Below are 23,625 nucleotides of genomic sequence, written 5' to 3'. Positions count from 1 at the left end.
ACCGGTCGCCAACCCAATCGCCCATGAAAAAGGCCAGTTCGATTTGAACTGGCCTTTGCTTTCCTGCTGGCAACTGGCTTGTCGCGATCAGACTTGCGCGCCCGCGTTCGGATCGTTCGGGTCGTGGCGCTCCTTCTTTTCCTTCAGCAGGTCGTCACGCTTCACGCCCAGCCACATGGCGAGCGCCGCCGCCACGAACACCGACGAGTAGATACCGAACAGGATACCGACCGTCAGCGCCAGCGCGAAGTAATGCAGCGTCGGCCCGCCGAACAGGAACATCGACAGCACCATCATCTGCGTACAGCCGTGCGTGATGATGGTTCGCGACATCGTGCTGGTGATCGCGTGGTTGATCACTTCGATCACGCTCATCTTGCGTTCGCGGCGGAAGGTTTCGCGAATCCGGTCGAAAATAACCACGGATTCGTTGACCGAGTAGCCAAGCACCGCGAGCACCGCCGCGAGCACCGACAGCGAAAACTCCCATCGGAAGAACGCGAAGAAACCGAGAATGATCACGACGTCGTGCAGGTTCGCGATTACGCCCGCAATGGCGTACTTCCATTCGAAGCGGAACGACAGATAGATGACGATGCCGGCCACCACGCATGCGAGCGCGAGCAGGCCGTCGGTGGCGAGTTCCTTGCCGACCTGCGGCCCGACGAACTCGACGCGCTGCAACTGCACCTGCGCGTTGTCGGCCTTCAGCGCGCTCATCACCTGGTCGCTCTGCTGCGCGGAGGTCAGGCCCTGCTTCAACGGCAGGCGGATCAGCACGTCGCGCGACGTGCCGAAGTTCTGCACCTGCGCGTCGGCATAGCCGACCTTCGTCAGCGTGTCGCGCACCGGTTCGAGCTGCGCGGCCTGCGGATACTGCACTTCGATCACCGTGCCGCCGGTGAATTCGATCGACAGGTGCAGGCCGCGGTGCACGAGGAAGAACACGGCGGCGATAAACGTCAGCAGCGAGATCGCGTTGAAGATCAACGCGCGCTGCATGAACGGGATGTCTTTGCGGATGCGGAAGAATTCCATGGTCTCGTTCTCCGGGCTTCAGCGGGATGAACCCGGTTTTTTGGACGTGCCGCCGGATGTCGGTGTGCCTGGCGCATTGCGGCGGCGTACTGTCGGCTTGCCGGTGCTGGCTTGCGCGCCGGCGGGCGTCTTCGGTTTGGCGGCGGCCGGCGCAACCGCGCGGGCCGTGCTGCCTGCCGTGCCGCCTGCCGATTCGTCGTCGAGGTACGCGGCGGCGCCAGCGGCCGTCGCCGGGCGCCACACCTGGCCGACCGCGAGCGACTTCAGCTTTTTCTTGCCGCCGTACCACAGGTTCACGAGGCCGCGCGAGAAGAACACCGCGGAGAACATCGACGTCAGAATGCCGATACAGTGGACCACCGCAAAGCCGCGCACCGGGCCCGAACCGAACGCGAGCAGTGCGAGGCCGGCGATCAGCGTCGTCACGTTCGAGTCGAGAATCGTCGCCCAGGCGTGCGCGTAGCCGTTCTGAATGGCAAGCTGCGGCGGCGCGCCGTTGCGCAGCTCTTCGCGCACCCGCTCGTTGATCAGCACGTTCGCGTCGATCGCCATACCGAGCGCAAGCGCGATAGCCGCGATGCCGGGCAGCGTCAGCGTGGCCTGCAGCATCGACAGGATCGCGATCAGCAGCAGCAGGTTCACCGACAGCCCGATCATCGAGATCAGGCCGAACAGCATGTAGTACGCGATCATGAACGCGGCGATCGCGATAAAGCCGTACACGACCGAATCGAAGCCTTTCTTGATGTTATCGGCGCCGAGGCTCGGGCCGATCGTGCGTTCCTCGATGATGTCCATCGGTGCGGCGAGCGAGCCGGCGCGCAACAGCAGCGCGAGATCGGTGGCCGCTTGCGGCGTCGGCTGGCCGGTAATCTGGAAGCGGTCGCCGAGTTCGGACTGAATGGTCGCGACCGTCAGCACTTCGCCCTTACCCTTTTCGAACAGCACCATCGCCATCGGCTTGCCGATGTTGTCGCGCGACACCGTGCGCACCGCGCGGCCGCCCGCCGAGTCCAGACGGATATTGACCGACGGACGTTGATGCTCGTCAAAGCCGGCCGATGCGTCGATGATGCGGTCGCCGGTGAAGATCACCTGCTTGCGCAGCAGCACCGGCGCCTGATTGCCCTGCGTGAAGAGCTCGTCGCCCGGCGGCACCGGATCGCCCGGATTCGGGTGCGTATTGACCGGGTCGGCGAGGCGCGCTTCGAGCGTCGCGGTGCGGCCGATGATGTCCTTCGCTTTCGCGGTGTCCTGCACGCCCGGCAATTCGACGACGATGCGGTCGCTGCCTTGCTGCTGGATCACGGGCTCCGCGACGCCCAGTTCGTTGACGCGGTTATGCAGCGTCGTGATGTTCTGTTTGAGCGCGGCGTCCTGCACGGTCTTCTGCACGGCCGGCGTGAACGTGCCGACCACCTGCCAGCCGCCGCTTGCGGCCGGCTGCGTGACCCACTGCAATTCGCTCACGCCCGAGCTCAGCTGCTTGCGTGCCGCTTCGGCGACGTTCTGGTCCGCGAAGCTGGCCACCACCGACTGGTCGACGCGGTTCACGCCGCCGTCGCGAATGCGGTTGTCGCGCAACAGCGTGCGCGCGTCCGACGCATCCGAATCGAGCTTCTTGTTCAGCGCGCCCGCCATGTCGACCTGCAGCAGGAAGTGCACGCCGCCGCGCAGATCCAGGCCGAGGTACATCGGCAGCGCGTGCAGCGCGGTCAGCCAGTGCGGCGATGCGCTTTGCAGGTTCAGTGCGACGACGTATGACGGGTCTGACGGGTCGCTGTTCAGCGACTTTTGCAGCAGGTCCTTCACGCGCAGCTGCGTGTCGGTATCCGGTACGCGAACGCGGATGTTCGCGTTCGTCTGCGAATTGTCGAACGTGACGTCGTCGGGCTTGATCTGGCTCGCCGCCAGCGCCGCTTCGACCTGCGACAGCGTGGTCGAATCGAGCTTGACCGTTGCCTTGCCGCTCGATACCTGCACCGCCGGCGCTTCGCCGAAGAAGTTGGGCAGCGTGTACAGGAAGCCGATGACGAGCGCCACCAGCATCACGGCGTATTTCCAGAGGGGGTAACGATTCATGGGATGGTCCAACGGAAGGTTGGCTGGAAGCGAGGTCTGAGAGCGTGCCCGGTGAAGCGAGGCCTTCGGCTATCGAGTGGGGCAGCGGGAGAGCCGGTCAGGTGTTTTCGTCTCTCACTACGCCCCACTGCCTGCGAGCCCGAAACTGCCGTATCTGCCGAATCTGCCAAGGAGCCGCGCCGGATTCAATCAAAGCGGTTTCGTCGAACGGCTTGACGGCGCGGCCATGCGGGTCTTGCTCCTGATGCACACGCGTTACAGCGACTTGATCGTGCCCTTCGGAAGAATGGTCGTGACCGACGCCTTCTGCACGGTGATTTCCGTGCCTTCCGAGATTTCGACGCCCACGTACGCTTCGCCGACCTTGGTGATCTTGCCGACGATACCGCCGTTCGTCACGACTTCATCGCCTTTCGCCATCGCCGAGAGCATGTTGCGATGCTCCTTCTGACGCTTCATTTGCGGGCGGATCATGATGAAGTAGAGCACAGCGAACATCAGAATGAGCGGCAGGAAGCTCATCAGGCTCGATTCGGCGCCCCCGGTGGCACTGCCTTGCGCGAACGCGCTGGAAAAAAGCGACACGTTGGTCTCTCCGTTTATATCAATCAGAAAAAATCAGCCGGTCATTCTACCACCGGCCCTCTACGCGACGGCGCGCTGAGTTGGCATCGCGACGAGGTCGCCCGGCTCCGCAAAATAACGCCGCGTGCGTATTGCGGAAAGCGCCTGCAAAAGCGGGCGATGCGCGCGGCCTGATGCAGTTTGAAAGTCGGGCGCCTATTGTCGACGTCGTCCAGGACGCCGGTTTGACACACCCGCCGGCACGCCGTTGCGAAAGTGAATTGTAATGTGTCGCGCGCCGCGATTTCTAATCGACGCCACGCGCGCGATTCTCGTGGAACAGCTTGCGAAACGCGCCGAAGTTGCCGGCATCGATCGCGTCGCGCATTTCCTGCATCAGTTCGAGGTAATAGTGCAGGTTGTGAATCGTGTTCAACTGCGCGCCGAGAATTTCGCCGACGCGGTGCAGGTGATGCAGGTAGCCGCGCGTGAAGTGGCGGCACGTATAGCAGCCGCATTGTTCGTCGAGCGGGCGCAGCGAGTTCTTGTGCGTCGCGTTGCGGATCTTGATGTCGCCAAAGCGCGTGAAGAGCCAGCCGTTGCGCGCATTGCGCGTCGGCATCACGCAGTCGAACATGTCGACGCCCGCGGCGACGCCGGCCACCAGGTCTTCCGGCGTGCCGACGCCCATCAGGTAATGCGGCTTGTGCGCGGGCAGTTTCGGCGCGACGTGTTCGAGCACGCGCATCATGTCTTCTTTCGGCTCGCCGACCGACAGCCCGCCAATCGCGAAGCCATGAAAATCCATCTCGGCGAGGCCCGCGAGCGATTCGTCGCGCAGGTCTTCGAACATGCCGCCCTGGACGATGCCGAACAGCGCGTTCGGGTTGGCGAGCCGCGCGAATTCGTCGAGCGAGCGCCGTGCCCAGCGCATCGACATGCGCATCGATGCGGCGGCCTCGTCGCGCGTGGTCGGCACGCCGTTGGTCGCGTAGGGCGTGCATTCGTCGAACTGCATCACGATGTCCGAATTCAGCACCTTCTGGATCTGCATCGACACTTCCGGCGACAGGAACAGCTTGTCGCCGTTGATTGGCGACGCGAACGTCACGCCGTCTTCGGTGATCTTGCGCAGCTCGCCGAGCGAGAACACCTGGAAGCCGCCGGAGTCAGTCAGGATCGGCCGCTGCCAGCCCATGAAGCGATGCAGACCGCCGTGCGCGGCGATCGTGTCGAGCCCAGGACGCAGCCACAGGTGAAACGTGTTGCCGAGAATGATCTGCGCGTGGATTTCTTCGAGTTCGCGCGGCTGGATCGCCTTCACCGTGCCGTAGGTGCCCACCGGCATGAAGATCGGCGTTTCGACGACGCCGTGGTTCAGCGTCAGGCGGCCACGGCGCGCGAGGCCGTCGGTTTTCAGCAGGTCGAAGGCGAGGCCGCCGGTGGGCGGCGTGGGGTCGCTCGAAGGGTGATGATGGTGACCATCGGTCATTGAAAAGCTCCTGTGCTACCGGAAAACAGTCCGGCGCTCGAAAAGTGACACCGGGTCAACCCGCGGTGAGACCCGGTTGCGGCCCACCGGAGGATCTCCGGCGACCGCTTGAATGTGCTGGATATCATCGGTCGAACGCGAAGGTTCGTCTGTCATGCCGCGGCGCTGCGTGTCAGCAGCATCGCATCGCCATAGCTGAAGAACCGGTACCGCTCGTCGATCGCATGCTGGTACGCGGCGCGAATCGTGTCGACGCCGGCGAAGGCGGACACCAGCATCAGCAGCGTCGACTTCGGCAAGTGGAAGTTCGTCACGAGCCGGTCGACGACGCGGAAGCGATAGCCCGGCGTGATGAAGATATCCGTTACCGCGCGGGTCGCCGCGAGCGGCCGGCCGGCGTTTTCCGCGTCGCGTGCGGCTGCTTCGAGCGCGCGCATCGAGGTCGTGCCGACCGCGATCACGCGGCCGCCGCGCGCACGCGTCGCCTCGATCCTGTCGACCAGCGACTGCGGCAACTGATACCACTCGCTGTGCATCTTGTGCTCCGCGATGTTCTCCACACGCACCGGCTGGAAGGTGCCCGCGCCGACATGCAGCGTCAACGTCGCGCGCTCGACGCCGCGCGCGTCGAGCCGCTTGATCAGTGCATCGTCGAAGTGCAGGCCGGCGGTCGGCGCGGCCACCGCGCCCGGATGCTGCGCGTAGACGGTCTGGTAGCGCGTTTCGTCGGTCGCATCCGGGTCGTGCTCGATGTACGGCGGCAGCGGCAGACGGCCGTATTGTTCGATCAACGTGAGGCAGTCGGCGGGGAAATGCAGTGTGTAAAACGGTTCGACACGCTCGCCGACCGTCACATCGAACGCGTCCGCCAGGTGCAGCACGGTGCCCGCGCCCGGGCTCTTGCTCGCACGGATTTGCGCGAGCGCGGTGCGCTCGCCGGTCAGGCGCTCGATCAGCACCTCGACCTTGCCGCCGCTCGCCTTGCGGCCGGGAAAGCGCGCTTTCAGCACTTTGGTGTCATTAAAGACAAGCAGATCGCCGGGCGCGACGCAGTCCGGCAATTCCGCAAAGCGGCGGTCGACGAGCGTCGCGGGTTGCGTCCGGTTGTCCACTTCGAGCAGGCGGCTCGCGCTGCGCTCGGGCAACGCGACTTGCGCGATCAGTTCAGGCGGTAGCGCGAAATCGAAATCGGAAAGGGTGAACATGCGGACGGACTGGATACGGAAACGGCTATAAAAAGGGTGCGCGCCGATGCGACAACGCATGCAGGGACGGGGACAACGGCGCTGTGCGCGTACCGCGCCGAGGCGGCACATCGCGATGCAACACGATGCGCGGTGAACGAAACGGGCCGGCGCCGTACGCCGAGCGGCTATGATTGCGGGGCATTGCCGCCGCGTTTGCGCCCATCGCGCCCCTGCTGCGCCGGGCGGTCGCGAAAACCTGGAAAGCCGATATTGTACTTGCGAAGCGACTCATGCCCTTGTCCGAACGCCGTCCGCCCGTTGAGCCCGATGAAGCGGGCGCCGTACCGCCGCGCCGCGCCGCGCGCGGCAAACCGGCGCCGGTGAGCCAGGACGCCGCCGCGGGGACGCCCGGGCACGATGTGGCGCAAGCGCCCGAAGCAGTGCAAGCGCCCGATGCCGCAAAGAAGCCCGCGCGGAAGTCGCGCACGAAGCGCACTGCGAAGCCGGCTGACGATGGCGCTGAGCAACCGGCGGCCAAGCCTTCTGTCACTCGCACCGCCGACCGGCTCGCGAAGCTCGGCCTCACCCGCGATATCGACCTCGTGCTGCATCTGCCGATGCGCTACGAAGACGAAACCTCGCTCACGCCGATCGGTGAACTGCTGCCCGGTGGCATTGCGCAAACCGAAGGCGTGGTGTTCGACAACGAGATCGCCTACCGGCCGCGCCGTCAACTGCTGGTGAAGCTGCGCGACGACGCAGGCGACGAACTCGTGCTGCGCTTTCTGAATTTCTACGGCTCGCAGGTCAAGCAGATGGCGCACGGCGTGCGGCTGCGCGTGCGCGGCGATGTGCGCGGCGGGTTCTTCGGCATGGAGATGGTCCACCCGGCGGTGCGCGTCGTCGACGAGGACACGCCGCTGCCGCAGGCGCTGACGCCCGTCTATCCGAGCACGGCGGGCGTTACGCAGGCGTATCTGCGCAAGGCGATCGACAATGCGCTCGCGCGCACGTCGTTGCCGGAATTGCTGCCGGAGCCGATCGCGCGCGCGTATCTGCAGCCGCTCGAGCTGCCGCCGCTGATGCAGGCGGTGCGCACGCTGCATCATCCGCATGCGGACGCGGACGAAACCGCGCTGATCGACGGCACGCATCCGGCGTGGTCGCGCATCAAGTTCGAAGAACTGCTGGCGCAGCAGATGTCGCTCAAGCGCGCGCACGAAGAGCGTCGCACGCGCTCGGCGCCGGCCATGCCGCGCCGCGCCGCCGGCGAGGCCGGCTCGCTCGTCGCGCGTCTGCTCGCGGCGTTGCCGTTCTCGCTGACCGGCGCGCAGCGGCGCGTCGGCGACGAAATCGCGCACGACCTCACGCAGCCGCACCCGATGCAGCGGTTGCTGCAAGGCGACGTCGGCAGCGGCAAGACGATCGTCGCCGCGCTCGCCGCCGCGCAGGCGATCGACGCCGGCTACCAGGCCGCGCTGATGGCGCCGACCGAAATTCTCGCCGAGCAGCACGCACGCAAGCTGCGCGGCTGGCTCGAACCGCTTGGCGTGACGGTCGCGTGGCTCGCGGGCAGCCTCAAAACCAGAGAGAAACGCGCGGCGCTCGAAGCGGCGGCGCTCGGCACCGCCAGGCTCGTGATCGGCACGCACGCGATCATCCAGGACACCGTTGAATTCGCGCGACTCGGCCTCGTGATCGTCGACGAGCAGCACCGTTTCGGCGTCGAGCAGCGGCTCGCGCTGCGCGCGAAAGCGCAGAACGCCGCCGACGGCGCGCGCGCGTTCCAGCCGCATCAACTGATGATGTCGGCGACACCGATCCCGCGCACGCTCGCGATGACCTATTACGCGGACCTCGACGTGTCGACGATCGACGAATTGCCGCCGGGCCGCACGCCGATCCTGACGAAACTCGTCGCGGATGGGCGTCGCGACGAGGTGATCGGCCGCGTGCGCGAAGCCGCGCTGACCGGGCGCCAGGTGTACTGGGTGTGTCCGCTCATTGAAGAGAGCGAGACGCTGCAATTGCAGACCGCGGTTGAAACGTATGAAACGCTCGTCGCCGCGCTGCCGGAACTGAAGGTCGGGCTGGTGCACGGGCGTCTTGCGCCCGCGGAGAAAGCGGCGGTGATGGATGCGTTCACGCGCAACGAGGTCCAGCTGCTGGTCGCGACGACGGTGATCGAAGTGGGCGTCGACGTGCCGAACGCTTCGTTGATGGTGATCGAACACGCGGAGCGCTTCGGGCTCGCGCAGCTGCATCAGCTGCGCGGACGCGTCGGCCGCGGCAGCGTCGCGTCGGTGTGCGTGCTGTTGTACTCGGGGCCCTTGTCGATCGCCGGGCGCGCCCGCTTGCAGACCATGCGCGAAACCACCGACGGCTTCGAGATCGCGCGCCGCGACCTCGAGATTCGCGGCCCCGGCGAGTTTCTCGGTGCGCGCCAGTCCGGCGCGGCGATGCTGCGCTTCGCGGACCTGCAGCAGGACGGCTGGCTGATCGAGCCGGCGCGCGAAGCCGCGGCGCAACTGCTTGCCGAACACCCGAACGTCGTCACGCAACATCTGGCTCGCTGGCTAGGCGCACGCGAGCACTATCTGAAGGCATGAATGAAGACGTGAGTGCAGGGCCGGCCACGGTCTGGGTGCTGCCGCAGCATGCCTGGTGGTTGGCGAATTGGCCCCATAGGTGTATAACTGAAACCTATTGATTCCATTGCACTGATTGGTCCCTCAATGACGCTCACAGAACTGAAATATATCGTCGCGGTCGCACGCGAGCGGCATTTCGGCCGCGCGGCGGAGGCGTGTTTCGTCAGCCAGCCGACGTTGTCCGTCGCGATCAAGAAGCTCGAAGACGAACTGAATGTGCAGATCTTCGAGCGTGGCACCAGCGAGGTCAGCGTGACGCCGATCGGCGAGCAGATCGTCACACAGGCGCAGCGGGTGCTCGAGCAGACGCTGGCGATCAAGGAAATCGCGAAACAGGGGAAGGATCCGCTGGTCGGGCCGCTGCGCCTTGGCGTGATCTACACGATCGGGCCGTATCTGCTGCCGACGCTCGTCAAGCAGATGATCAAGCGCGTTCCGCAGATGCCGCTGATGCTGCAGGAAAACTACACGCTGAAGCTGATCGAGCTGCTCAAACAGGGCGAAATCGACGTGGCGATCATGGCGCTGCCGTTTCCGGAGACCGGTCTGATGCTGCGTCCGTTGTACGACGAACCGTTCGTCGTCGCGCTGCCGTCGGGCCACGCGTGGGAATTGCGCGAGAAGATCGATGCGAACGACCTGAAGCAGGAAACCATGCTGCTGCTCGGCAGCGGCCATTGCTTCCGCGATCACGTGCTGGGTGTGTGCCCTGAGTTGATGCGCTTTTCGCAGAATGCGGACGGTATCCAGAAGACCTTTGAGGGTTCGTCGCTCGAGACCATTCGCCATATGGTGGCGAGCGGTGTCGGTATTACCGTGCTGCCGCGGATGTCGGTGCACGAGGTCAAACCGCATGCCGGCGGCGTCGATTCCGGACTGCTCAGTTATGTCGCCTTCGACGAACCGGTGCCGGATCGCCGCGTGGTGCTCGCGTGGCGCAAGAGCTTTACGCGGATGCCCGCGATCGACGCGATTTGCGACGCGGTTGCCGCGTGCGATCTGCCCGGCGTGAGGAAGCTCGATTTGCCGGCGGCGGTGAACTGAGGTGACGCGCCCGTTTCATGACGGGCGCTGCTGTTTTATCAGCGCGCGTCGCGATGCGTGAATTCGAATGACAGGAACGGGTCGTGGGTCACCGCGGCCAACGCCGTTTCGATATTCTGACCACCGTAGTACACACCAATAATGATCGGCTGGTTGCCTTCGACGACAAACGCGATCGTGGTCCGCCCGCGATAGTTCGTGAGCCGTAGCCCCTGCCGGATGTCGTCCCGCTGTTGGCCGCGTTGTGGAAACGTCTGCAGGCTTTCGCAATACGCGACGATTCCATCCACATACCGCTCGGCCGCGGGCCGTGATGAGACTTCCGCAATGTATCGCTCGAGATCGACGAGCTGCTGTATCGCTTCCGGAGCGAACTGAACTGCGGATGTCGTCATCTGGCTTATTCCCTGAGTTTTCGTTTCGCGGCGAGCGCCGCACGGACGTCGCCGGCGGTGACCGTGCGCGACGGATCGGCTTTCAGCGCGTCGTAAGCGGGCGCTACCTGATTACTCAGCCACATTTCGATCACACGGTCGCGCGTGGCCAACGTGCGCAGACCGTCGCGCACGACCTCGCTATCCGTTGCGTACTCACCGCTTGCGACCTTGGAGCGGACGAGGTCGGCCAGTTCGTTCGGCAAGGTGATACTGAATTGCTGCGTGGAACGCATGATTGCGTCTCCGGTCAGGTAGTAGGATTTAATCCTACACGAGCGATGCGATGCTGGCGAGCGCTATTGAATAGATAAATTTAATTAAAATATACGAATCGATAGTTTTGCTATAGTGCCTCTCATGGTTCACCGAGCCCCACAAACCAGAAACCGGAGGTTACCCATGCAGCACGCGTCGTCGCCCCATCTTCACTCTGCTCCTGAGTCGTTCCAGCGGTCCGCGCCGGCCGCGGTGGTGAACGCAGCGCCCGCGCTGACGCTGCGCACGGTGGCCCTGTCGCTGCTCGTCGATCGCGCGCTGTCGGCGTAACGCCCGATACCGGCCTTCACCCAGAACGAACGATTCAATCCAGACAAACGAAGGAGCAGAACCATGACCGAAAAGACCCTCACCAATGCTGCCGGCGCACCGGTCGCCGACAACCAGAACTCGATGACCGCCGGCTCGCGCGGTCCGGTCGCGTTGCAGGACGTATGGCTGATCGAGAAGCTCGCGCATTTCGATCGCGAAGTGATTCCCGAGCGCCGCGTTCACGCGAAGGGCTCAGGCGCGTTCGGCACGCTGAAGGTTAACCACGACATCTCGCGCTATACGAAGGCGAAGGTCTTCGCGCAAGTCGGCAAGGAAACGCCGCTCTTCATGCGCTTTTCGACGGTGGCGGGCGAGCGGGGCGCGGCGGATGCCGAGCGCGACGTGCGCGGCTTTTCGATCAAGTTCTATACCGATGAGGGCAACTGGGATGTGGTCGGCAACAACACGCCCGTGTTCTTCATTCGCGATCCGCTCAAGTTTCCGGACTTTATCCATACGCAAAAGCGCGATCCGTACACGAACATGCGCAGCAACGTCGCGGCGTGGGACTTCTGGTCGCGTCATCCGGAATCGCTGCATCAGGTGACGATCCTGATGAGCGACCGCGGCATTCCGCAGAACTACCGGCAGATGCACGGTTTCGGCTCGCATACGTACTCGTTCATCAACGCGAACAACGAACGTTTCTGGGTGAAGTTCCACTTCAAGTCGATGCAGGGCATCGCCAACTACACCGATGCGCAAGCGGCGCAGGTGATCGCGCAAGACCGTGAGAGCGCGCAGCGCGACCTGGTCGAGAATATCGACAACGGCAATTTTCCGAAGTGGCGTTTCTGCATCCAGGTGATGCCGGAAGCGGATGCGGCGAACTATCGCTACAACCCGTTCGACATCACGAAAGTGTGGCCGTACAAGGACTATCCGCTGATCGACGTCGGCACGATCGAACTCAATCGCAACGCGGACAACTATTTCGCGGACGTCGAGCAGTCGGCGTTCACGCCGGCCAACGTGGTGCCGGGCATCGGCTTCTCGCCGGACCGTTTGCTGCAAGGGCGGCTGTTCTCGTACGGCGACACGCAGCGCTACCGGCTCGGCATCAACCATCACCAGATTCCGGTGAATGCGTCGCGCGTGCCGGTACAACGTTCGTTCCATCGTGACGGTGCGATGCGCACCGACGGCAATCTCGGCCGTACCGCGAATTACGAACCGAACCGCTTCGGCGAATTCGCGCAGGATCCGAACGCGGGTGAGCCGCCGCTCGCCGCCGGTGCGGTCGACCGCTACGAGCACCGCGAAGACGGCGACTACTACAGCCAGCCGGCGGCGCTTTTCCGGCTGTTCGACGCGGCGCAGCGCGAGCGTCTGTTCGACAACATCGCGCGTCATATCGACGGCGTGCCGAACGACATCGTCGCGCATCAGATCGAGCACTTCCGCCGTATCGATCCGGCGTACGCGGACGGCGTGAGCGCGGCGATCGGAAAGCTCGCCGCAACGAAGGGGAACACGAAGTAATCCCCGCAACGTAGTGGGACGGCGTCGTGCAGCGATGCGCCGCCGTCCCGAAGTGCAAGGAGCACGATCATGGTCCAGATGGTATTGATGAGTATCGGTGGCGGCGCTCACGCGCAGCGGGCGCAGCGTTTGTCGAACGTGGTGTTTGCACGCAGGATGCTCGGGCTTGCGGTGGTCAGCAGCGGCTATGCGGTGATCGTCGCGCACGGGCTCGCGCATCTTTTCGGCGGCTGAGCGGAAAGCGCCGTAGCGCGCCATGCATGCAAGGCACTGATGACCGGAAAGCACGCCCGCTCACGCGCGTAGGTTCGGCGTTCTACGCTAAACTGTCGCTCGTTCGAGCGTTCAAGGATTGCGAACACGCAGTCCGGGGCAGAGACCGGTACGAATCACTCTTGAAAGGAGTCATCATGGCCAAAAAAAATGAAGCCGTTACGCACGTCAACATCGGTATCAGCGACAAGGATCGCAAGAAGATCGCGGACGGTCTGGCGCGGTTGCTCGCCGATACCTACACGCTGTATCTGAAGACCCACAATTTCCACTGGAACGTGACGGGTCCGATGTTCAACACGCTGCACCTGATGTTCGAAACGCAGTACACGGAGCTGGCCATGGCCGTCGATTCGATCGCCGAGCGTATCCGTGCGCTGGGCGTGTTCGCGCCGGGCAGCTACAAGGACTTCGCGAAGCTGTCATCGATTGCCGAAGCGGACGGTGTGCCGTCGGCCGAAGACATGATTCGCCAGCTGGTCGAGGGCCAGGAAGCGGTGGTGCGCACCGCGCGCGAAATCTTCCCGGTCACGGAAGCCGCTCACGACGAGCCGACCGCCGACCTGCTCACGCAACGCATGCAGACGCACGAAAAGACCGCGTGGATGCTGCGCTCGATGCTGGCCTGAGCGAGTATTCGAACCTTTGCACAAGGCTGGAAGCCCGACAGGTGTGAGTCCTGTCGGGCTTTTTCGTATTTCGGCGGTGCTTATCGAACGATATGGCACGATACACCGCACGACACGGCACGAACATGACACGGCGCGGCACGGAGACCGATGGCCGCCGCCGCGACGCACTCGCGCCGCGCGCCAGGTCCCGCGTCCGCACGCTGCACTAAAATGACGGGATCGTTCCAGACGCCTTGCCCATGTTCGCCCGACTCCCGCTCTATTTGCGCCTTGTCCGCCTCGACAAGCCGATCGGCAGCCTGCTGCTGCTATGGCCTACGCTCAACGCGTTGTGGATCGCGTCGGCCGGCCGGCCGTCGCTGTCTTTGCTGCTGATTTTCGCGCTCGGTACGATCCTGATGCGTTCGGCCGGTTGCGCGATCAACGATTACGCGGACCGCGATTTCGACCGCCATGTCAAGCGTACCGAGAACCGGCCGCTGACGTCCGGCAAGATCGAGGCATGGGAAGCGGTCGCGCTCGCCGCGGCGCTCGCGCTGCTTGCGTTCCTGCTGATCTGGCCGCTCAATACGCTGACCAAGGAACTGTCCGTGTTCGCGCTCTTCGTGGCCGGCACCTATCCGTTCACGAAGCGCTTCTTCGCGATTCCGCAGGCGTATCTCGGCATCGCATTCGGCTTCGGCATTCCGATGGCATTCGCGGCGATTCAGGATCGCGTGCCGGCGCTTGCATGGGTGATGCTCATCGCGAATGTGTTCTGGTCGGTTGCGTACGATACCGAATACGCGATGGTCGATCGCGACGACGACATCAAGATCGGTATCCGCACGTCCGCGCTGACGTTTGGCCGCTTCGACGTGCTGGCGATCATGCTGTGCTATGCCGTGACGCTCGGCATCTATGCCGGCATCGGCTTCGTGCTCGGCTATGGGGTGCTTTACTGGCTTGGCCTCGCGGCGGCGGTGGGCTGCGCCGTTTACCACTACGTATTGATCCGCGGCCGCGAGCGGATGGCGTGCTTTGCCGCGTTTCGCCATAACAACTGGCTCGGCGGCATGCTCTTCGCGGGCATCGCCGCGCACTACGCGGCGCAGAATCTCTGATCGGATCGATCGCACGCACCGCCCGCTGCGGCGCGGACTGTGTCAGCTTCGGATGTGATGCCGGCTCCGCCTGCCGGCGGTGCGCTTCAAAGCTTGTCTCACAGCCTGTCTCACGACCAGCTTCACTGCTTGCCGAATTCCTCGCCCATCTCCTTCGCGCGCGCATCCGCGGCGAGTGCGCCGCGCACGATCGCGTCCTTCACATGGTGCGCGTCGAACGCGGCGAGCGCGGCAGCGGTCGTGCCGCCTTTGGACGTCACGCGCTCGCGCAGCACCGACGGCGCTTCGTCGGACTGCGCGGCCAGCTGCGCGGCGCCCGTGAACGTCGCAACCGCGAGCGCACGGCTTTGCGCGTCGTCCATGCCGAGCTGGCGAGCGGCCTCCTGCAGCGCCTCGATAAAGTAGAACACGTAGGCCGGACCGCTGCCGGAGATCGCGGTGACCGCGTCGATCTTCGCTTCGTCGTCGAACCAGACGGTCTGGCCGACCGCGCCGAGCACTTGCGACGCGAGCGCTCGACCCGCGTCGTCGACGCCAGCCAGCGCCACGAGGCCCGCGACGCCCATGCCGATCAGCGCGGGCGTATTCGGCATCGTGCGGACGATGCGCGCGTGGCCGTTCAGCCAGCGCGACAAATCGGCTGCGCGGATGCCCGCGACGATGCTGATCACCAGCTGGCGTGCCGAAAGATGGGCGCTGAGCGCGGCGGCGACGTCTTTGGCGACTTGCGGCTTGACTGCCAGCACGATCGCATCGAACGAGGCGAGCGCCGCGTCGGCCGCGGCGCCGGTCGCGATGCCGAATTGCTGCCGGTTGCGCGTGCGCGCGTCCTCGTTCGGGTCGATCGCATAGAGGTCCGCTGCGGCGACGCCGCGCTTGATCAGGCCGCCGATCAGCGCCGCGGCCATATTGCCGCCACCGATAAACGCAATTTTCATGATGGGTCTGGAAAGGTCAGTTGGAATACTCACGCGCGCCGAAGATCGCGGTGCCGATGCGCACCATCGTCGCGCCTTCGAGCACGGCTGCTTCGAGATCGCCGGACATGCCCATCGATAGCGTGTCGAGCGCGAGGCCGTCGGCGCGCAACTGCTCGAACAGTTCGCGCAATACGCGATGCGGCGCGCGCTGTGCTTCGATGCTGCCGATGGGTTCCGGAATCGCCATCAGGCCGCGCAAGCGCAGTGTCGGCAGGGCGGCGACCGCACGCGCAACCTGCGCTGCTTCGCCCGGCGCCACGCCGGATTTCGATGCTTCGCCGCTCACGTTGACCTGCACGCACACATTGAGCGGCGGCAATCCGGCCGGTCGTTGCTCGGCGAGCCGCTGTGCGATTTTCAGGCGGTCGACCGAATGCACCCAGTCGAAACGCTCGGCAACCGGACGCGTCTTGTTCGACTGCAGCGGCCCGATGAAATGCCATTCGATCGAGCCGCGCAGATCCGCGAGCGCATCGAGTTTCGTCAGCGCTTCCTGCAAGTAGTTTTCGCCGAACGCGTGTTGCCCCGCGGCGTGCGCGGCGCGGACGTCTTCGGCCGGAAAGGTCTTCGAAACGGCGAGCAGGGTGACGGCGCGCGGGTCGCGGCCCGCGACTTGCGCGGCGAGCGCGATGCGCTGGCGCACCGCTTCGAGGTTGTGGATCAGGTCGGGCATGACGGCGTCTGCATGGGTCGGCGACGCCCAATTATACGGATGCTGTTGGCATGCCACTGCTGATCAGACCATCGGCGCGCCGGTTCGCGTGCGCGTCCGGCGCCGGCCCATGATCAGGTCAGCCGGCCAGCATGTGCTCGACGAGCTCGATCCAGTGGACCACCGGCATCGACGTGCCGCTTTGCAGATGCGCGATGCAACCCACGTTCGCCGAGACGATGATCTGCGGTTCCTGCGCATGCAGCCGCTCGAGTTTCTGATTGCGCAACGCGTACGACAGCGTCGGCTGCGTCAACGAGTAGGTGCCGGCCGAGCCGCAGCACAGGTGACTGTCGGCGGGCAGGCGTACGTCGATGCCGAGTTCGCCGAGCAGATGCTCGACCTTGCCGCGAATCTGCTGCCCGTGCTGCAGCGTGCACGGCGGATGGAATGCGACCGTGTGCACCGCGCGCCGGCGGGTGAGGGCGGTCAGCGGTTCTTTGAACTCGGGCAGGATTTCGGCGATATCGCGCGTCAGGTCGACGATGCGGCGCGCTTTGTCCGCGTAGGCCGGGTCGTCCCGCAGCAGATGCGCGTATTCCTTCACCGTGGCGCCGCAGCCCGACGCATTCATCACGATCGCTTCGACGCCTTCCTCGACATGCGGCCACCACGCATCGATGTTCGCGCGGATGTCGTCGAGTGCGTCGTCGTGGTAGCCCAGGTGCAGACGGATCGCGCCGCAGCATCCGGCATCGGGCGCGACGATCGTCTCGATGCCGAGCGCATCGAGCACGCGCGCGGTGGCCGTGTTCACGTTCGGCATCATCGATGGCTGCACGCAGCCGGCGAGCATCAGCATCTTGCGCGTGTGCTTCGTCGTCGGCCATTCGAGCTGGCGCTGGCGCGCCGGCACCTTGTCGCGCAGCTTCTTCGGCAGCAGCGGGCGCACGTGCTGGCCTAGGCGCATGGCCGGCGTGAAGAGCGCTTCGTTCGGCACGAAGCTCGCAAGCACACGGCGCAGCACGCGCTGACCGAACGGGCGCGCCACTTTTTCTTCGGTCAGCTTGCGGCCGATTTCGACGAGGCGGCCGTATTGCACGCCCGACGGGCAAGTCGATTCGCAATTACGGCACGTGAGGCAGCGATCCAGATGCATTTGCGTGCTGCGCGTGACCGGCGTGCCTTCGACCATCTGCTTGATCAGATAGATGCGGCCGCGCGGTCCGTCGAGTTCGTCGCCGAGCAGTTGATAGGTCGGACAGGTCGCCGTGCAGAAACCGCAATGCACGCATTTGCGCAGGATCGCGTCGGCCTCGGCGCCGTCCGGCGTGTTGCGAATGAAGTCCGCGAGGTTGGTTTGCATCGCGCGCTCAGAAGTCGGGGTACAGCCGGCCGCGGTTGAAGATGCGAGCCGGATCGAACGCGGCCTTCAGGCCGCGATGGATCTTCATCAAGGGCGCGGGCAGCGGCGTGAACACCCCTGCGCTGCGATCGTATCCGTGGCCGGTGCGGAAGATGGTTGCGTGGCCGCCGGCCTGTTTGGCGCTGATGCGCACGGTTTGCGCATCGGCGTCGGTGATCCACCAGCGCTGCGCGCCGCCCCATTCCATCATCTGCGCGCCGGGCAACTGCAGCGGCTCGGTGATGGTCGGCAGGGCAAGCCGCCACAGCGCGGCCTTCGGTGCGATCGCCGCGAAAAACGGGTCGGTCTGCTCGCGCAAGCCGGCCCAGAATCGTTCCGCCTCGACCGCGTCGACCACTTCGCCGCCGAGCGATGCGCGTGCCGACTTCACCGCGGCTTCCGCGCCGCCCAGACGCAGCACGAGCGTGCCGTTGCGCCATGCGCTCGCCGACACCGGCAGCGGCCGGCCGCCCCATTCGTTGAGCTTGCGGACCGCGTCCGTGCCGTTCATATCGAATTTCAGCGTGATTTCCGCCTTCGGACGCGGCAGCACCTTGACCGACAGTTCGAGGATCAATGCCAGCGTGCCGAGCGAGCCTGCCATCAGACGCGACACGTCGTAGCCCGCGACGTTCTTCACGACCTGTCCGCCGAATTTCAGCAACTGGCCATGGCCGTTCAATACGACCGTGCCGAGCACGAAGTCGCGCGGCGCGCCGGCCGACTGGCGGCGCGGTCCCGCGATGCCCGCGGCGATACAGCCGCCGAACGTTGCTTGCGGGCCGAAATGCGGCGGCTCGAACGCGAGCATCTGGTCATGTTCAGCAAGCGTCGCTTCAATTTCAGCAAGCGGGGTGCCGCAGCGCGCGGTAATCACCAGTTCCGCCGGATCGTAGGCGATGATGCCGCGGTGAGCGCGCGTATCGAGGACTTCCCCCTGTAGCGACTGGCCGTACCAGTCTTTCGTGCCGCCGCCGCGAATCCGCAATGGGTATCTTTCGGCGGTGGCCGAACGGATGCGCTCGGACCATTCGGCGACGATGTCGTCCTCTTCCATGGCGTCGTGTTTCGTTGTAGTGGTTTCGATTGTACCGGGCGGCGGCGGGCTGGCAACCCGGAGCGGACCCGTACGGGCAGCCACGGTCGAGTCCGTACGGTGCTGCGTCAGGACTCTGGCGAGCGCAGGCAATGAGACATTCGCGTGCGCAATGAGAGATATAGCAAAGGAGATACAGCAAGCGGGATACCGCAACGGATACGGCGGGGAAATACCGTGCAGGGCGGGCGCGGCGCTTGCGCGCGACGTGCACCGGCGGTGTTCGGCCTTCGGCCTCGCTGCATCACGCCGTTTCGTAACGCGAGCCGTACGATGCGCGGCGGCACATAACGTCAGCTCAAACGGCTGACCTTAAGCGTCGGCTAAGGGCTTGCCCGAACGGACGGATCAGAAGCGCGGCAATTCGGGGTGCGGCAACAGACCGCCGCGAATATGCATTTTGCCGTACTCGGCGCAGCGTGCGCGCGTCGGTATGCCCTTGTCGGGGTTCAGCAGGCCGGGCGGGTCGAAGGCGCGCTTGACCGCATGAAACGTGTCGCGTTCCTCGGGTGAAAATTGCACGCACATCGAATTGATTTTCTCGATGCCCACGCCGTGCTCACCCGTCACCGTCCCGCCCAGTTCGACGCATGTCTCGAGGATGTCGGCGCCGAACGCTTCGGCACGATGCCATTCGTCGAGGTCGTTGCCGTTGAAGAGAATCAGCGGATGCATGTTGCCGTCGCCCGCATGGAACACGTTGATGCAGCGCAGGTTGTATTTCTTCTCCATCGCTTCGATGCGCGCGAGCAGCGGGCCGATGCTGCGGCGCGGCACGGTGCCGTCCATGCAGTAGTAGTCGGGCGAAATGCGGCCCGCTGCGGGAAACGCGTTCTTGCGCCCGGACCAGAAGCGCAGCCGCTCGCTTTCCGAGCGCGAGATCTGAATGCGCGTCGCGCCATGCTCGCGCAGCACCGCGGTCATTCTGACGATTTCCTCGCTGACTTCCTCCGGCGTGCCGTCGGATTCGCACAGCAGGATGGCCGCCGCGTCGAGGTCGTAGCCCGCGCCGACGAATTCCTCGACCGCGCGCGTGGCCGGCTTGTCCATCATCTCGAGGCCGGCCGGAATGATGCCGGCGGCGATCAGTCCCGCGACCGCGTCGCCGCCTTTCACGACGTCATCGAAGCTCGCCATGATGACCTGCGCAGTCTGCGGCTTCGGAATGAGCTTGACGGTGACCTCGGTGACAATCGCGAACATGCCTTCGCTGCCGACCAGCACCGCAAGCAGATCGAGACCGGGCGCATCGGGGCTCAGCGAGCCGAACTCGACTACTTCGCCTTCCATCGTGATCGCGCGTACGCGCATCACGTTGTGCACGGTGAGGCCGTATTTCAGGCAATGCACGCCGCCGGAATTCTCGGCGACGTTGCCGCCGATCGTGCATGCGATCTGCGACGATGGGTCGGGGGCATAGTAGAGTCCGTACGGCGCCGCGGCTTCGGAAATCGACAGATTGCGTACGCCGGGTTGCACGGTCGCGGTTCGCGCGTACGGATCGACCTCGATGATCTTGCGAAACCGCGCGAGCGATACCACCACGCCATGCCGGATCGGCATCGCGCCGCCGGACAGGCTCGTGCCCGCGCCGCGAGGCACGATCGGCACGTCGAGCCGATGGCAGATCTGCACGATGCGCTGCACCTGCGATTCGGTCTCGGGCAATACGACGGCGAGCGGCAGACGGCGGTACGCAGCAAGACCATCGCACTCGTAGGCGACCGTGTCCTCTTCGCGATACAGCAGGCAGTGAGTCGGCAGTACCGCCATCAACGCTTGCACGACCTCGCGCTGCCGTTGCGCGAGCACTTCAGCCGACAGTTCGGCGGGCGCGTTCATGGTTTGTCTCCTCGTGTTTCTTTTGCGGGGGGCGCAGGGCCGGGCACGCTGCGTTCGTTCGTCGGGGTGAGCGTGCGTGATGTTCGTCGGCCGTTCAATTCATGCTATGCGGCCCACGAAAAAATCTTGCCCGGGTTCATCAGGTTGCGTGGATCGAGCGCGTGCTTGATCGCACGCATCGTGTCGATCGCGACCGGACCCGCTTCTTCCGCCAGAAAATCGATCTTGTGCAGGCCTATGCCATGTTCGCCGGTGCATGTGCCCGCCATGCGCAACGCGCGTCGCACGATGCGCTGGTTCAGGCGTTCGGCTTCGGCGAACTCTTCGGGCCGCTGCGGATCGATCAGCATCGCGACATGGAAGTTGCCATCGCCGACGTGTCCGACGATCGGACACGGCAGCGACGACGTTTTCAGATCCTGCTCCGTTTCGACCACGCATTCGGCGAGCCGGGAAATCGGTACGCAGACGTCAGTCGTGACCGCACGGCAGCCCGGTTTCAATTGCAGCATCGCGAAATACGCGTTGTGCCTTGCATTCCACAGACGGCTGCGGTCTTCGGGGCGCGTCGCCCATTCGAAGCCTTCACCCGCGTTTTGCGCGGCGATTTCCTGCACGAATTCCGCCTGCTCTTTCACGCCGCTTTGCGTGCCATGAAACTCGAAAAACAACGTCGGCGCTTCGCGCAGCGTCAGGTGCGAATGACGGTTGATCGCGCGGATCGCGAGCGCATCGACAAACTCGGCGCGTGCGACCGGTACGCCGGTCTGGATCGTCTCGATGACCGCGCGCACCGCGCTTTCCATCGAAGGAAACGCGCATACCGCGGCCGACACCGCTTCCGGTTGCGGATACAGCCGCAACGTGATTTCGGTGACGACGCCAAGCGTGCCTTCGGACCCGACGAAGAGGCGCGTCAGATCGTAGCCGGCCGCCGACTTGCGGGCGCGCGTACCGGTGCGGATCACGCGGCCGTCCGCGAGCACTGCGGCGAGGCCGAGCACGTTCTCGCGCATCGTGCCGTAGCGCACCGCGTTCGTGCCCGACGCGCGTGTGGCGGTCATGCCGCCGATGCTGGCATCGGCGCCAGGGTCGATCGGAAAGAACAGACCCGTGTCGCGCAATGCTTCATTGAGCTGCTTGCGCGAGATGCCGGGTTCGACGGTAACGGTCAGGTCTTCCGCGTTGATCGACAGCACGCGATTCATTGCGGAAAGATCGATCGACACGCCGCCTTGCACCGCCAGCAGATGGCCTTCGAGCGACGATCCATTCCCGTAAGGAATGACCGGAACATTGTGCTGACCGCATAGTTTGATGGCGGCCTGCACGTCCCCGGTGTTGCTCGCGAAGACGACCGCGTCCGGCAACTGCGGATCGAACGGCGATTCGTCGCGGCCGTGATTCGCGCGGACTGCTTCGGCGGTCGACACGCGCTCGCCAAACGTGGCCTTCAGCGCGCTGAGCAGTTCGGCGGGGAACGGGCGGCGCACGGAAGCGGGCGGCGCGGGATGGTTCACGCTGATCTCCTGAAAGGCATATTTTGTTGTAGCGGGCTCGGTCCATTTTACGCCGAACGCCCGGCGGCCAACACCGGACATCGATGGGCAAAGGCCGCGGAACCTATAATGGCTTTTACCGATGGATCGGTGAGCATGCTGCCGGCGGGTCGACTTGATGCTCGAATGAATACCGCGTGGATGACTGGCGCGACGACTGACGATACAGAGGCGACACATGGGTAACCGGCTGAGCAGGATTGCGACCCGAACCGGCGACGATGGCACGACGGGTCTTGGCGACGGCGGCCGCGTGCGCAAGGACGATATGCGTATCGTGGCGATCGGCGAAGTTGATGAGCTGAATTCCCATATCGGCCTGTTGCTTTGCGAAAGCCTCCCCGACGATGTGCGTGCCGCGCTGACGGCCATTCAACATGACCTGTTCGACGTGGGCGGTGAACTGAGCCTGCCCGGTCACACGATGATCACGGACGTGTATTTGCGCCGGCTCGATGGCTGGCTGGCTGAGTACAACGCGACGCTGCCGCCGTTGCAGGAATTCATCTTGCCCGCCGGTTCCCGAGCGGCCTCGCATGCGCACGTATGCCGGACAGTGTGCCGCCGCGCGGAGCGTGCGATCGTGGCGCTCGGCGCGGAGCATGACGTGAGCGGGGCTTTACGTGGTTATATCAACCGTTTGTCGGATCTGCTATTCGTGCTTGCGCGCGTGCTGAACAGAATGAATGGCGGCAACGATGTGCTATGGCAGCACGACCGCACGACAAAAGGCAGATGAAGCACCAATTTGTAAACGAGAAGGCGCGCAGGGCGCGCATTGGCAAACCTGTACGACGCGCGCCTGCGCGACGGTTCGCGCGCAACCTCTCGACTTCTCGACCTCTCAGCCAATAGCCAGCCTGACCGGTTTGCCGATGCGGCTCATCATTTCGACAAGTGTATCGATCGTAAACTTGGCCGTTTTCTTGTTGACGACGTCGGACACCCGCGGCCGCGACACCATCAGGATTTCAGCGGCTTCCGCCTGCTTCAGATGATGCTGTTCGATCCAGCTCGACAGCTCGGTCATCAGCTGCTCCTTCAGCAGGCGCGTGTCATTGATCTGCTTTTGTGATGCAGCGTGCAGGCGCTTCGATTCTTCCGCGGAGAAGCCAAGTTCGAGGAACAGGTTCGCACCCGGCTTCGTGACGTGACGAATTTTGGTATCGATCATCATTGCTCTGCCTTCCTAAGATTTGCCACCGCACGATAACGTGCTTCGGCGATTTCCTTGTCTTGCCCACTCGTTGCCTGCGTTTGCTTCTGGAAGCAATGCAACACATAAATGGCTTCGACGAATTTCGCGACATACATCACGCGGAACACACCCTGAGCTTCGTTGATGCGAATTTCGCGCGTGCCTGCCCCGACACCATCGAAGGGTTTCCAGTGGTCCGGATCGAGGCCCGCTTGCACTTTGGCTAGCTGAAAGCCGGCTCGCCGACGCGGTTCGTCTGGAAACGCCAGAAGATCGTCATAGCTGGAGCCAACCCAGCGAATCTCTTTTTCCTGACTCAT

General features: G+C 64.3%; 23 protein-coding genes. 8 read left to right on the top strand and 15 right to left on the bottom strand.

What is annotated here, in order from left to right:
* Positions 1-87: 87 nt before the first annotated feature.
* From secF to queA, 5 genes are all read right to left on the bottom strand, one after another.
* On the bottom strand, positions 88-1,038 hold the full coding sequence (secF, locus tag HV675_RS04065) for a protein translocase subunit SecF (protein WP_175109481.1): 951 nt from the start codon (positions 1,036-1,038) through the stop codon (positions 88-90).
* Between the two features lie 18 nt (positions 1,039-1,056).
* On the bottom strand, positions 1,057-3,120 hold the full coding sequence (gene secD, locus HV675_RS04060; protein ID WP_175109480.1) for a protein translocase subunit SecD: 2,064 nt from the start codon (positions 3,118-3,120) through the stop codon (positions 1,057-1,059).
* Positions 3,121-3,375: 255 nt separating this feature from the next.
* The gene (gene yajC / locus HV675_RS04055) at positions 3,376-3,705 is read right to left on the bottom strand and encodes a preprotein translocase subunit YajC (protein WP_175109479.1); all 330 of its coding nucleotides are present in this window, start codon (positions 3,703-3,705) and stop codon (positions 3,376-3,378) included.
* A gap of 286 nt (positions 3,706-3,991) precedes the next feature.
* A complete protein-coding gene (tgt, locus tag HV675_RS04050; RefSeq protein ID WP_175109478.1) occupies positions 3,992-5,176 on the bottom strand; it encodes a tRNA guanosine(34) transglycosylase Tgt in 1,185 nt (394 codons plus the stop codon).
* Between the two features lie 152 nt (positions 5,177-5,328).
* On the bottom strand, positions 5,329-6,381 hold the full coding sequence (gene queA, locus HV675_RS04045; RefSeq protein ID WP_175109477.1) for a tRNA preQ1(34) S-adenosylmethionine ribosyltransferase-isomerase QueA: 1,053 nt from the start codon (positions 6,379-6,381) through the stop codon (positions 5,329-5,331).
* 272 nt (positions 6,382-6,653) lie between these two features.
* Between queA and recG the strand changes: the two genes are divergently transcribed.
* Both recG and HV675_RS04035 read left to right on the top strand, forming a co-directional pair.
* Positions 6,654-8,972: an ATP-dependent DNA helicase RecG gene (recG, locus tag HV675_RS04040; protein ID WP_175109476.1), complete on the top strand. Its 2,319-nt coding sequence runs from the start codon at positions 6,654-6,656 to the stop codon at positions 8,970-8,972.
* 126 nt (positions 8,973-9,098) lie between these two features.
* Positions 9,099-10,058, top strand: a complete 960-nt coding sequence (locus HV675_RS04035) for a LysR substrate-binding domain-containing protein (protein WP_175109475.1) — start codon at positions 9,099-9,101, stop codon at positions 10,056-10,058.
* Between the two features lie 38 nt (positions 10,059-10,096).
* On the opposite strand, the gene HV675_RS04030 is transcribed toward HV675_RS04035, so the two are convergent.
* The gene (locus HV675_RS04030; RefSeq protein WP_175109474.1) at positions 10,097-10,453 is read right to left on the bottom strand and encodes a type II toxin-antitoxin system RelE/ParE family toxin; all 357 of its coding nucleotides are present in this window, start codon (positions 10,451-10,453) and stop codon (positions 10,097-10,099) included.
* Positions 10,454-10,458: 5 nt separating this feature from the next.
* Complete coding sequence (locus HV675_RS04025) at positions 10,459-10,728, bottom strand: ribbon-helix-helix domain-containing protein (protein WP_175109473.1); 270 nt, start codon at positions 10,726-10,728, stop codon at positions 10,459-10,461.
* A 166-nt stretch (positions 10,729-10,894) separates the two neighbouring features.
* Here HV675_RS04025 and HV675_RS04020 point away from each other — a divergent pair, with 166 nt between their 5' ends.
* The 5 genes from HV675_RS04020 (at position 10,895) to ubiA (ending at position 14,573) form a co-directional block, all read left to right on the top strand.
* Positions 10,895-11,041, top strand: coding sequence for a hypothetical protein (locus HV675_RS04020; RefSeq protein ID WP_175109472.1), 147 nt, complete (start codon positions 10,895-10,897; stop codon positions 11,039-11,041).
* Positions 11,042-11,104: 63 nt separating this feature from the next.
* Positions 11,105-12,565, top strand: a complete 1,461-nt coding sequence (locus HV675_RS04015; RefSeq protein WP_175109471.1) for a catalase — start codon at positions 11,105-11,107, stop codon at positions 12,563-12,565.
* Between the two features lie 69 nt (positions 12,566-12,634).
* A complete protein-coding gene (locus HV675_RS04010) occupies positions 12,635-12,799 on the top strand; it encodes a hypothetical protein (protein ID WP_175109470.1) in 165 nt (54 codons plus the stop codon).
* A gap of 176 nt (positions 12,800-12,975) precedes the next feature.
* Complete coding sequence (locus HV675_RS04005; protein ID WP_175109469.1) at positions 12,976-13,467, top strand: Dps family protein; 492 nt, start codon at positions 12,976-12,978, stop codon at positions 13,465-13,467.
* A gap of 242 nt (positions 13,468-13,709) precedes the next feature.
* Positions 13,710-14,573, top strand: a complete 864-nt coding sequence (gene ubiA / locus HV675_RS04000) for a 4-hydroxybenzoate octaprenyltransferase (protein ID WP_175109468.1) — start codon at positions 13,710-13,712, stop codon at positions 14,571-14,573.
* A 122-nt stretch (positions 14,574-14,695) separates the two neighbouring features.
* Here the strand turns inward: ubiA and proC are convergent, their stop codons facing one another.
* The 6 genes from proC to HV675_RS03970 all read right to left on the bottom strand — a co-directional run bounded on the left by proC (position 14,696) and on the right by HV675_RS03970 (position 22,068).
* Entirely contained in the window at positions 14,696-15,511 is an 816-nt protein-coding gene (proC, locus tag HV675_RS03995) for a pyrroline-5-carboxylate reductase (RefSeq protein WP_175109467.1), read from the bottom strand.
* A gap of 16 nt (positions 15,512-15,527) precedes the next feature.
* Positions 15,528-16,226: a YggS family pyridoxal phosphate-dependent enzyme gene (locus tag HV675_RS03990; protein WP_175109466.1), complete on the bottom strand. Its 699-nt coding sequence runs from the start codon at positions 16,224-16,226 to the stop codon at positions 15,528-15,530.
* 118 nt (positions 16,227-16,344) lie between these two features.
* Positions 16,345-17,571 carry a glycolate oxidase subunit GlcF gene (glcF, locus tag HV675_RS03985; protein WP_175109465.1) on the bottom strand — a complete coding sequence of 409 codons (1,227 nt, stop codon included), beginning with the start codon at positions 17,569-17,571 and terminating at the stop codon, positions 16,345-16,347.
* 7 nt (positions 17,572-17,578) lie between these two features.
* Positions 17,579-18,667, bottom strand: coding sequence for a glycolate oxidase subunit GlcE (gene glcE / locus HV675_RS03980; RefSeq protein WP_175109464.1), 1,089 nt, complete (start codon positions 18,665-18,667; stop codon positions 17,579-17,581).
* A 387-nt stretch (positions 18,668-19,054) separates the two neighbouring features.
* A complete protein-coding gene (locus HV675_RS03975) occupies positions 19,055-20,548 on the bottom strand; it encodes an FAD-linked oxidase C-terminal domain-containing protein (RefSeq protein WP_175109463.1) in 1,494 nt (497 codons plus the stop codon).
* Positions 20,549-20,652: 104 nt separating this feature from the next.
* Positions 20,653-22,068 (bottom strand): FAD-binding oxidoreductase, encoded by a 1,416-nt coding sequence (locus HV675_RS03970; protein WP_175109462.1) that lies wholly within the window; start codon positions 22,066-22,068, stop codon positions 20,653-20,655.
* Between the two features lie 217 nt (positions 22,069-22,285).
* Between HV675_RS03970 and HV675_RS03965 the strand changes: the two genes are divergently transcribed.
* Positions 22,286-22,846, top strand: coding sequence for a cob(I)yrinic acid a,c-diamide adenosyltransferase (locus tag HV675_RS03965; protein ID WP_175109461.1), 561 nt, complete (start codon positions 22,286-22,288; stop codon positions 22,844-22,846).
* 105 nt (positions 22,847-22,951) lie between these two features.
* On the opposite strand, the gene HV675_RS03960 is transcribed toward HV675_RS03965, so the two are convergent.
* Positions 22,952-23,284, bottom strand: coding sequence for a helix-turn-helix domain-containing protein (locus HV675_RS03960; protein WP_175109460.1), 333 nt, complete (start codon positions 23,282-23,284; stop codon positions 22,952-22,954).
* Entirely contained in the window at positions 23,281-23,625 is a 345-nt protein-coding gene (locus HV675_RS03955) for a type II toxin-antitoxin system RelE/ParE family toxin (RefSeq protein WP_175109459.1), read from the bottom strand. Before HV675_RS03955 ends, HV675_RS03960 begins: the two co-directional genes overlap by 4 nt.

The organism is Paraburkholderia solisilvae, from assembly GCF_902859875.1.
GTDB lineage: Bacteria > Pseudomonadota > Gammaproteobacteria > Burkholderiales > Burkholderiaceae > Paraburkholderia > Paraburkholderia solisilvae.
The sequence above is the reverse complement of the archived record's forward strand: the minus strand, read 5'-3'. Positions and strand labels throughout refer to the sequence as shown.

What these genes read in the sequence shown, in the direction of transcription:
- HV675_RS04015 (WP_175109471.1), top strand. Translation starts at nt 11,105, where the DNA reads ATGACCGAAAAGACCCTCACCAATGCTGCCGGCGCACCGGTCGCCGAC.
- HV675_RS03960 (WP_175109460.1), bottom strand. Translation starts at nt 23,284, where the DNA reads ATGATGATCGATACCAAAATTCGTCACGTCACGAAGCCGGGTGCGAAC.
- HV675_RS04020 (WP_175109472.1), top strand. Translation starts at nt 10,895, where the DNA reads ATGCAGCACGCGTCGTCGCCCCATCTTCACTCTGCTCCTGAGTCGTTC.
- HV675_RS04010 (WP_175109470.1), top strand. Translation starts at nt 12,635, where the DNA reads ATGGTCCAGATGGTATTGATGAGTATCGGTGGCGGCGCTCACGCGCAG.
- HV675_RS04035 (WP_175109475.1), top strand. Translation starts at nt 9,099, where the DNA reads ATGACGCTCACAGAACTGAAATATATCGTCGCGGTCGCACGCGAGCGG.
- queA (WP_175109477.1), bottom strand. Translation starts at nt 6,381, where the DNA reads ATGTTCACCCTTTCCGATTTCGATTTCGCGCTACCGCCTGAACTGATC.
- HV675_RS03990 (WP_175109466.1), bottom strand. Translation starts at nt 16,226, where the DNA reads ATGCCCGACCTGATCCACAACCTCGAAGCGGTGCGCCAGCGCATCGCG.
- tgt (WP_175109478.1), bottom strand. Translation starts at nt 5,176, where the DNA reads ATGACCGATGGTCACCATCATCACCCTTCGAGCGACCCCACGCCGCCC.
- HV675_RS04025 (WP_175109473.1), bottom strand. Translation starts at nt 10,728, where the DNA reads ATGCGTTCCACGCAGCAATTCAGTATCACCTTGCCGAACGAACTGGCC.
- glcE (WP_175109464.1), bottom strand. Translation starts at nt 18,667, where the DNA reads ATGGAAGAGGACGACATCGTCGCCGAATGGTCCGAGCGCATCCGTTCG.
- secF (WP_175109481.1), bottom strand. Translation starts at nt 1,038, where the DNA reads ATGGAATTCTTCCGCATCCGCAAAGACATCCCGTTCATGCAGCGCGCG.
- HV675_RS03975 (WP_175109463.1), bottom strand. Translation starts at nt 20,548, where the DNA reads ATGAACGCGCCCGCCGAACTGTCGGCTGAAGTGCTCGCGCAACGGCAG.
- recG (WP_175109476.1), top strand. Translation starts at nt 6,654, where the DNA reads ATGCCCTTGTCCGAACGCCGTCCGCCCGTTGAGCCCGATGAAGCGGGC.
- proC (WP_175109467.1), bottom strand. Translation starts at nt 15,511, where the DNA reads ATGAAAATTGCGTTTATCGGTGGCGGCAATATGGCCGCGGCGCTGATC.
- glcF (WP_175109465.1), bottom strand. Translation starts at nt 17,571, where the DNA reads ATGCAAACCAACCTCGCGGACTTCATTCGCAACACGCCGGACGGCGCC.
- ubiA (WP_175109468.1), top strand. Translation starts at nt 13,710, where the DNA reads ATGTTCGCCCGACTCCCGCTCTATTTGCGCCTTGTCCGCCTCGACAAG.
- HV675_RS03965 (WP_175109461.1), top strand. Translation starts at nt 22,286, where the DNA reads ATGGGTAACCGGCTGAGCAGGATTGCGACCCGAACCGGCGACGATGGC.
- HV675_RS04030 (WP_175109474.1), bottom strand. Translation starts at nt 10,453, where the DNA reads ATGACGACATCCGCAGTTCAGTTCGCTCCGGAAGCGATACAGCAGCTC.
- HV675_RS04005 (WP_175109469.1), top strand. Translation starts at nt 12,976, where the DNA reads ATGGCCAAAAAAAATGAAGCCGTTACGCACGTCAACATCGGTATCAGC.
- HV675_RS03955 (WP_175109459.1), bottom strand. Translation starts at nt 23,625, where the DNA reads ATGAGTCAGGAAAAAGAGATTCGCTGGGTTGGCTCCAGCTATGACGAT.
- secD (WP_175109480.1), bottom strand. Translation starts at nt 3,120, where the DNA reads ATGAATCGTTACCCCCTCTGGAAATACGCCGTGATGCTGGTGGCGCTC.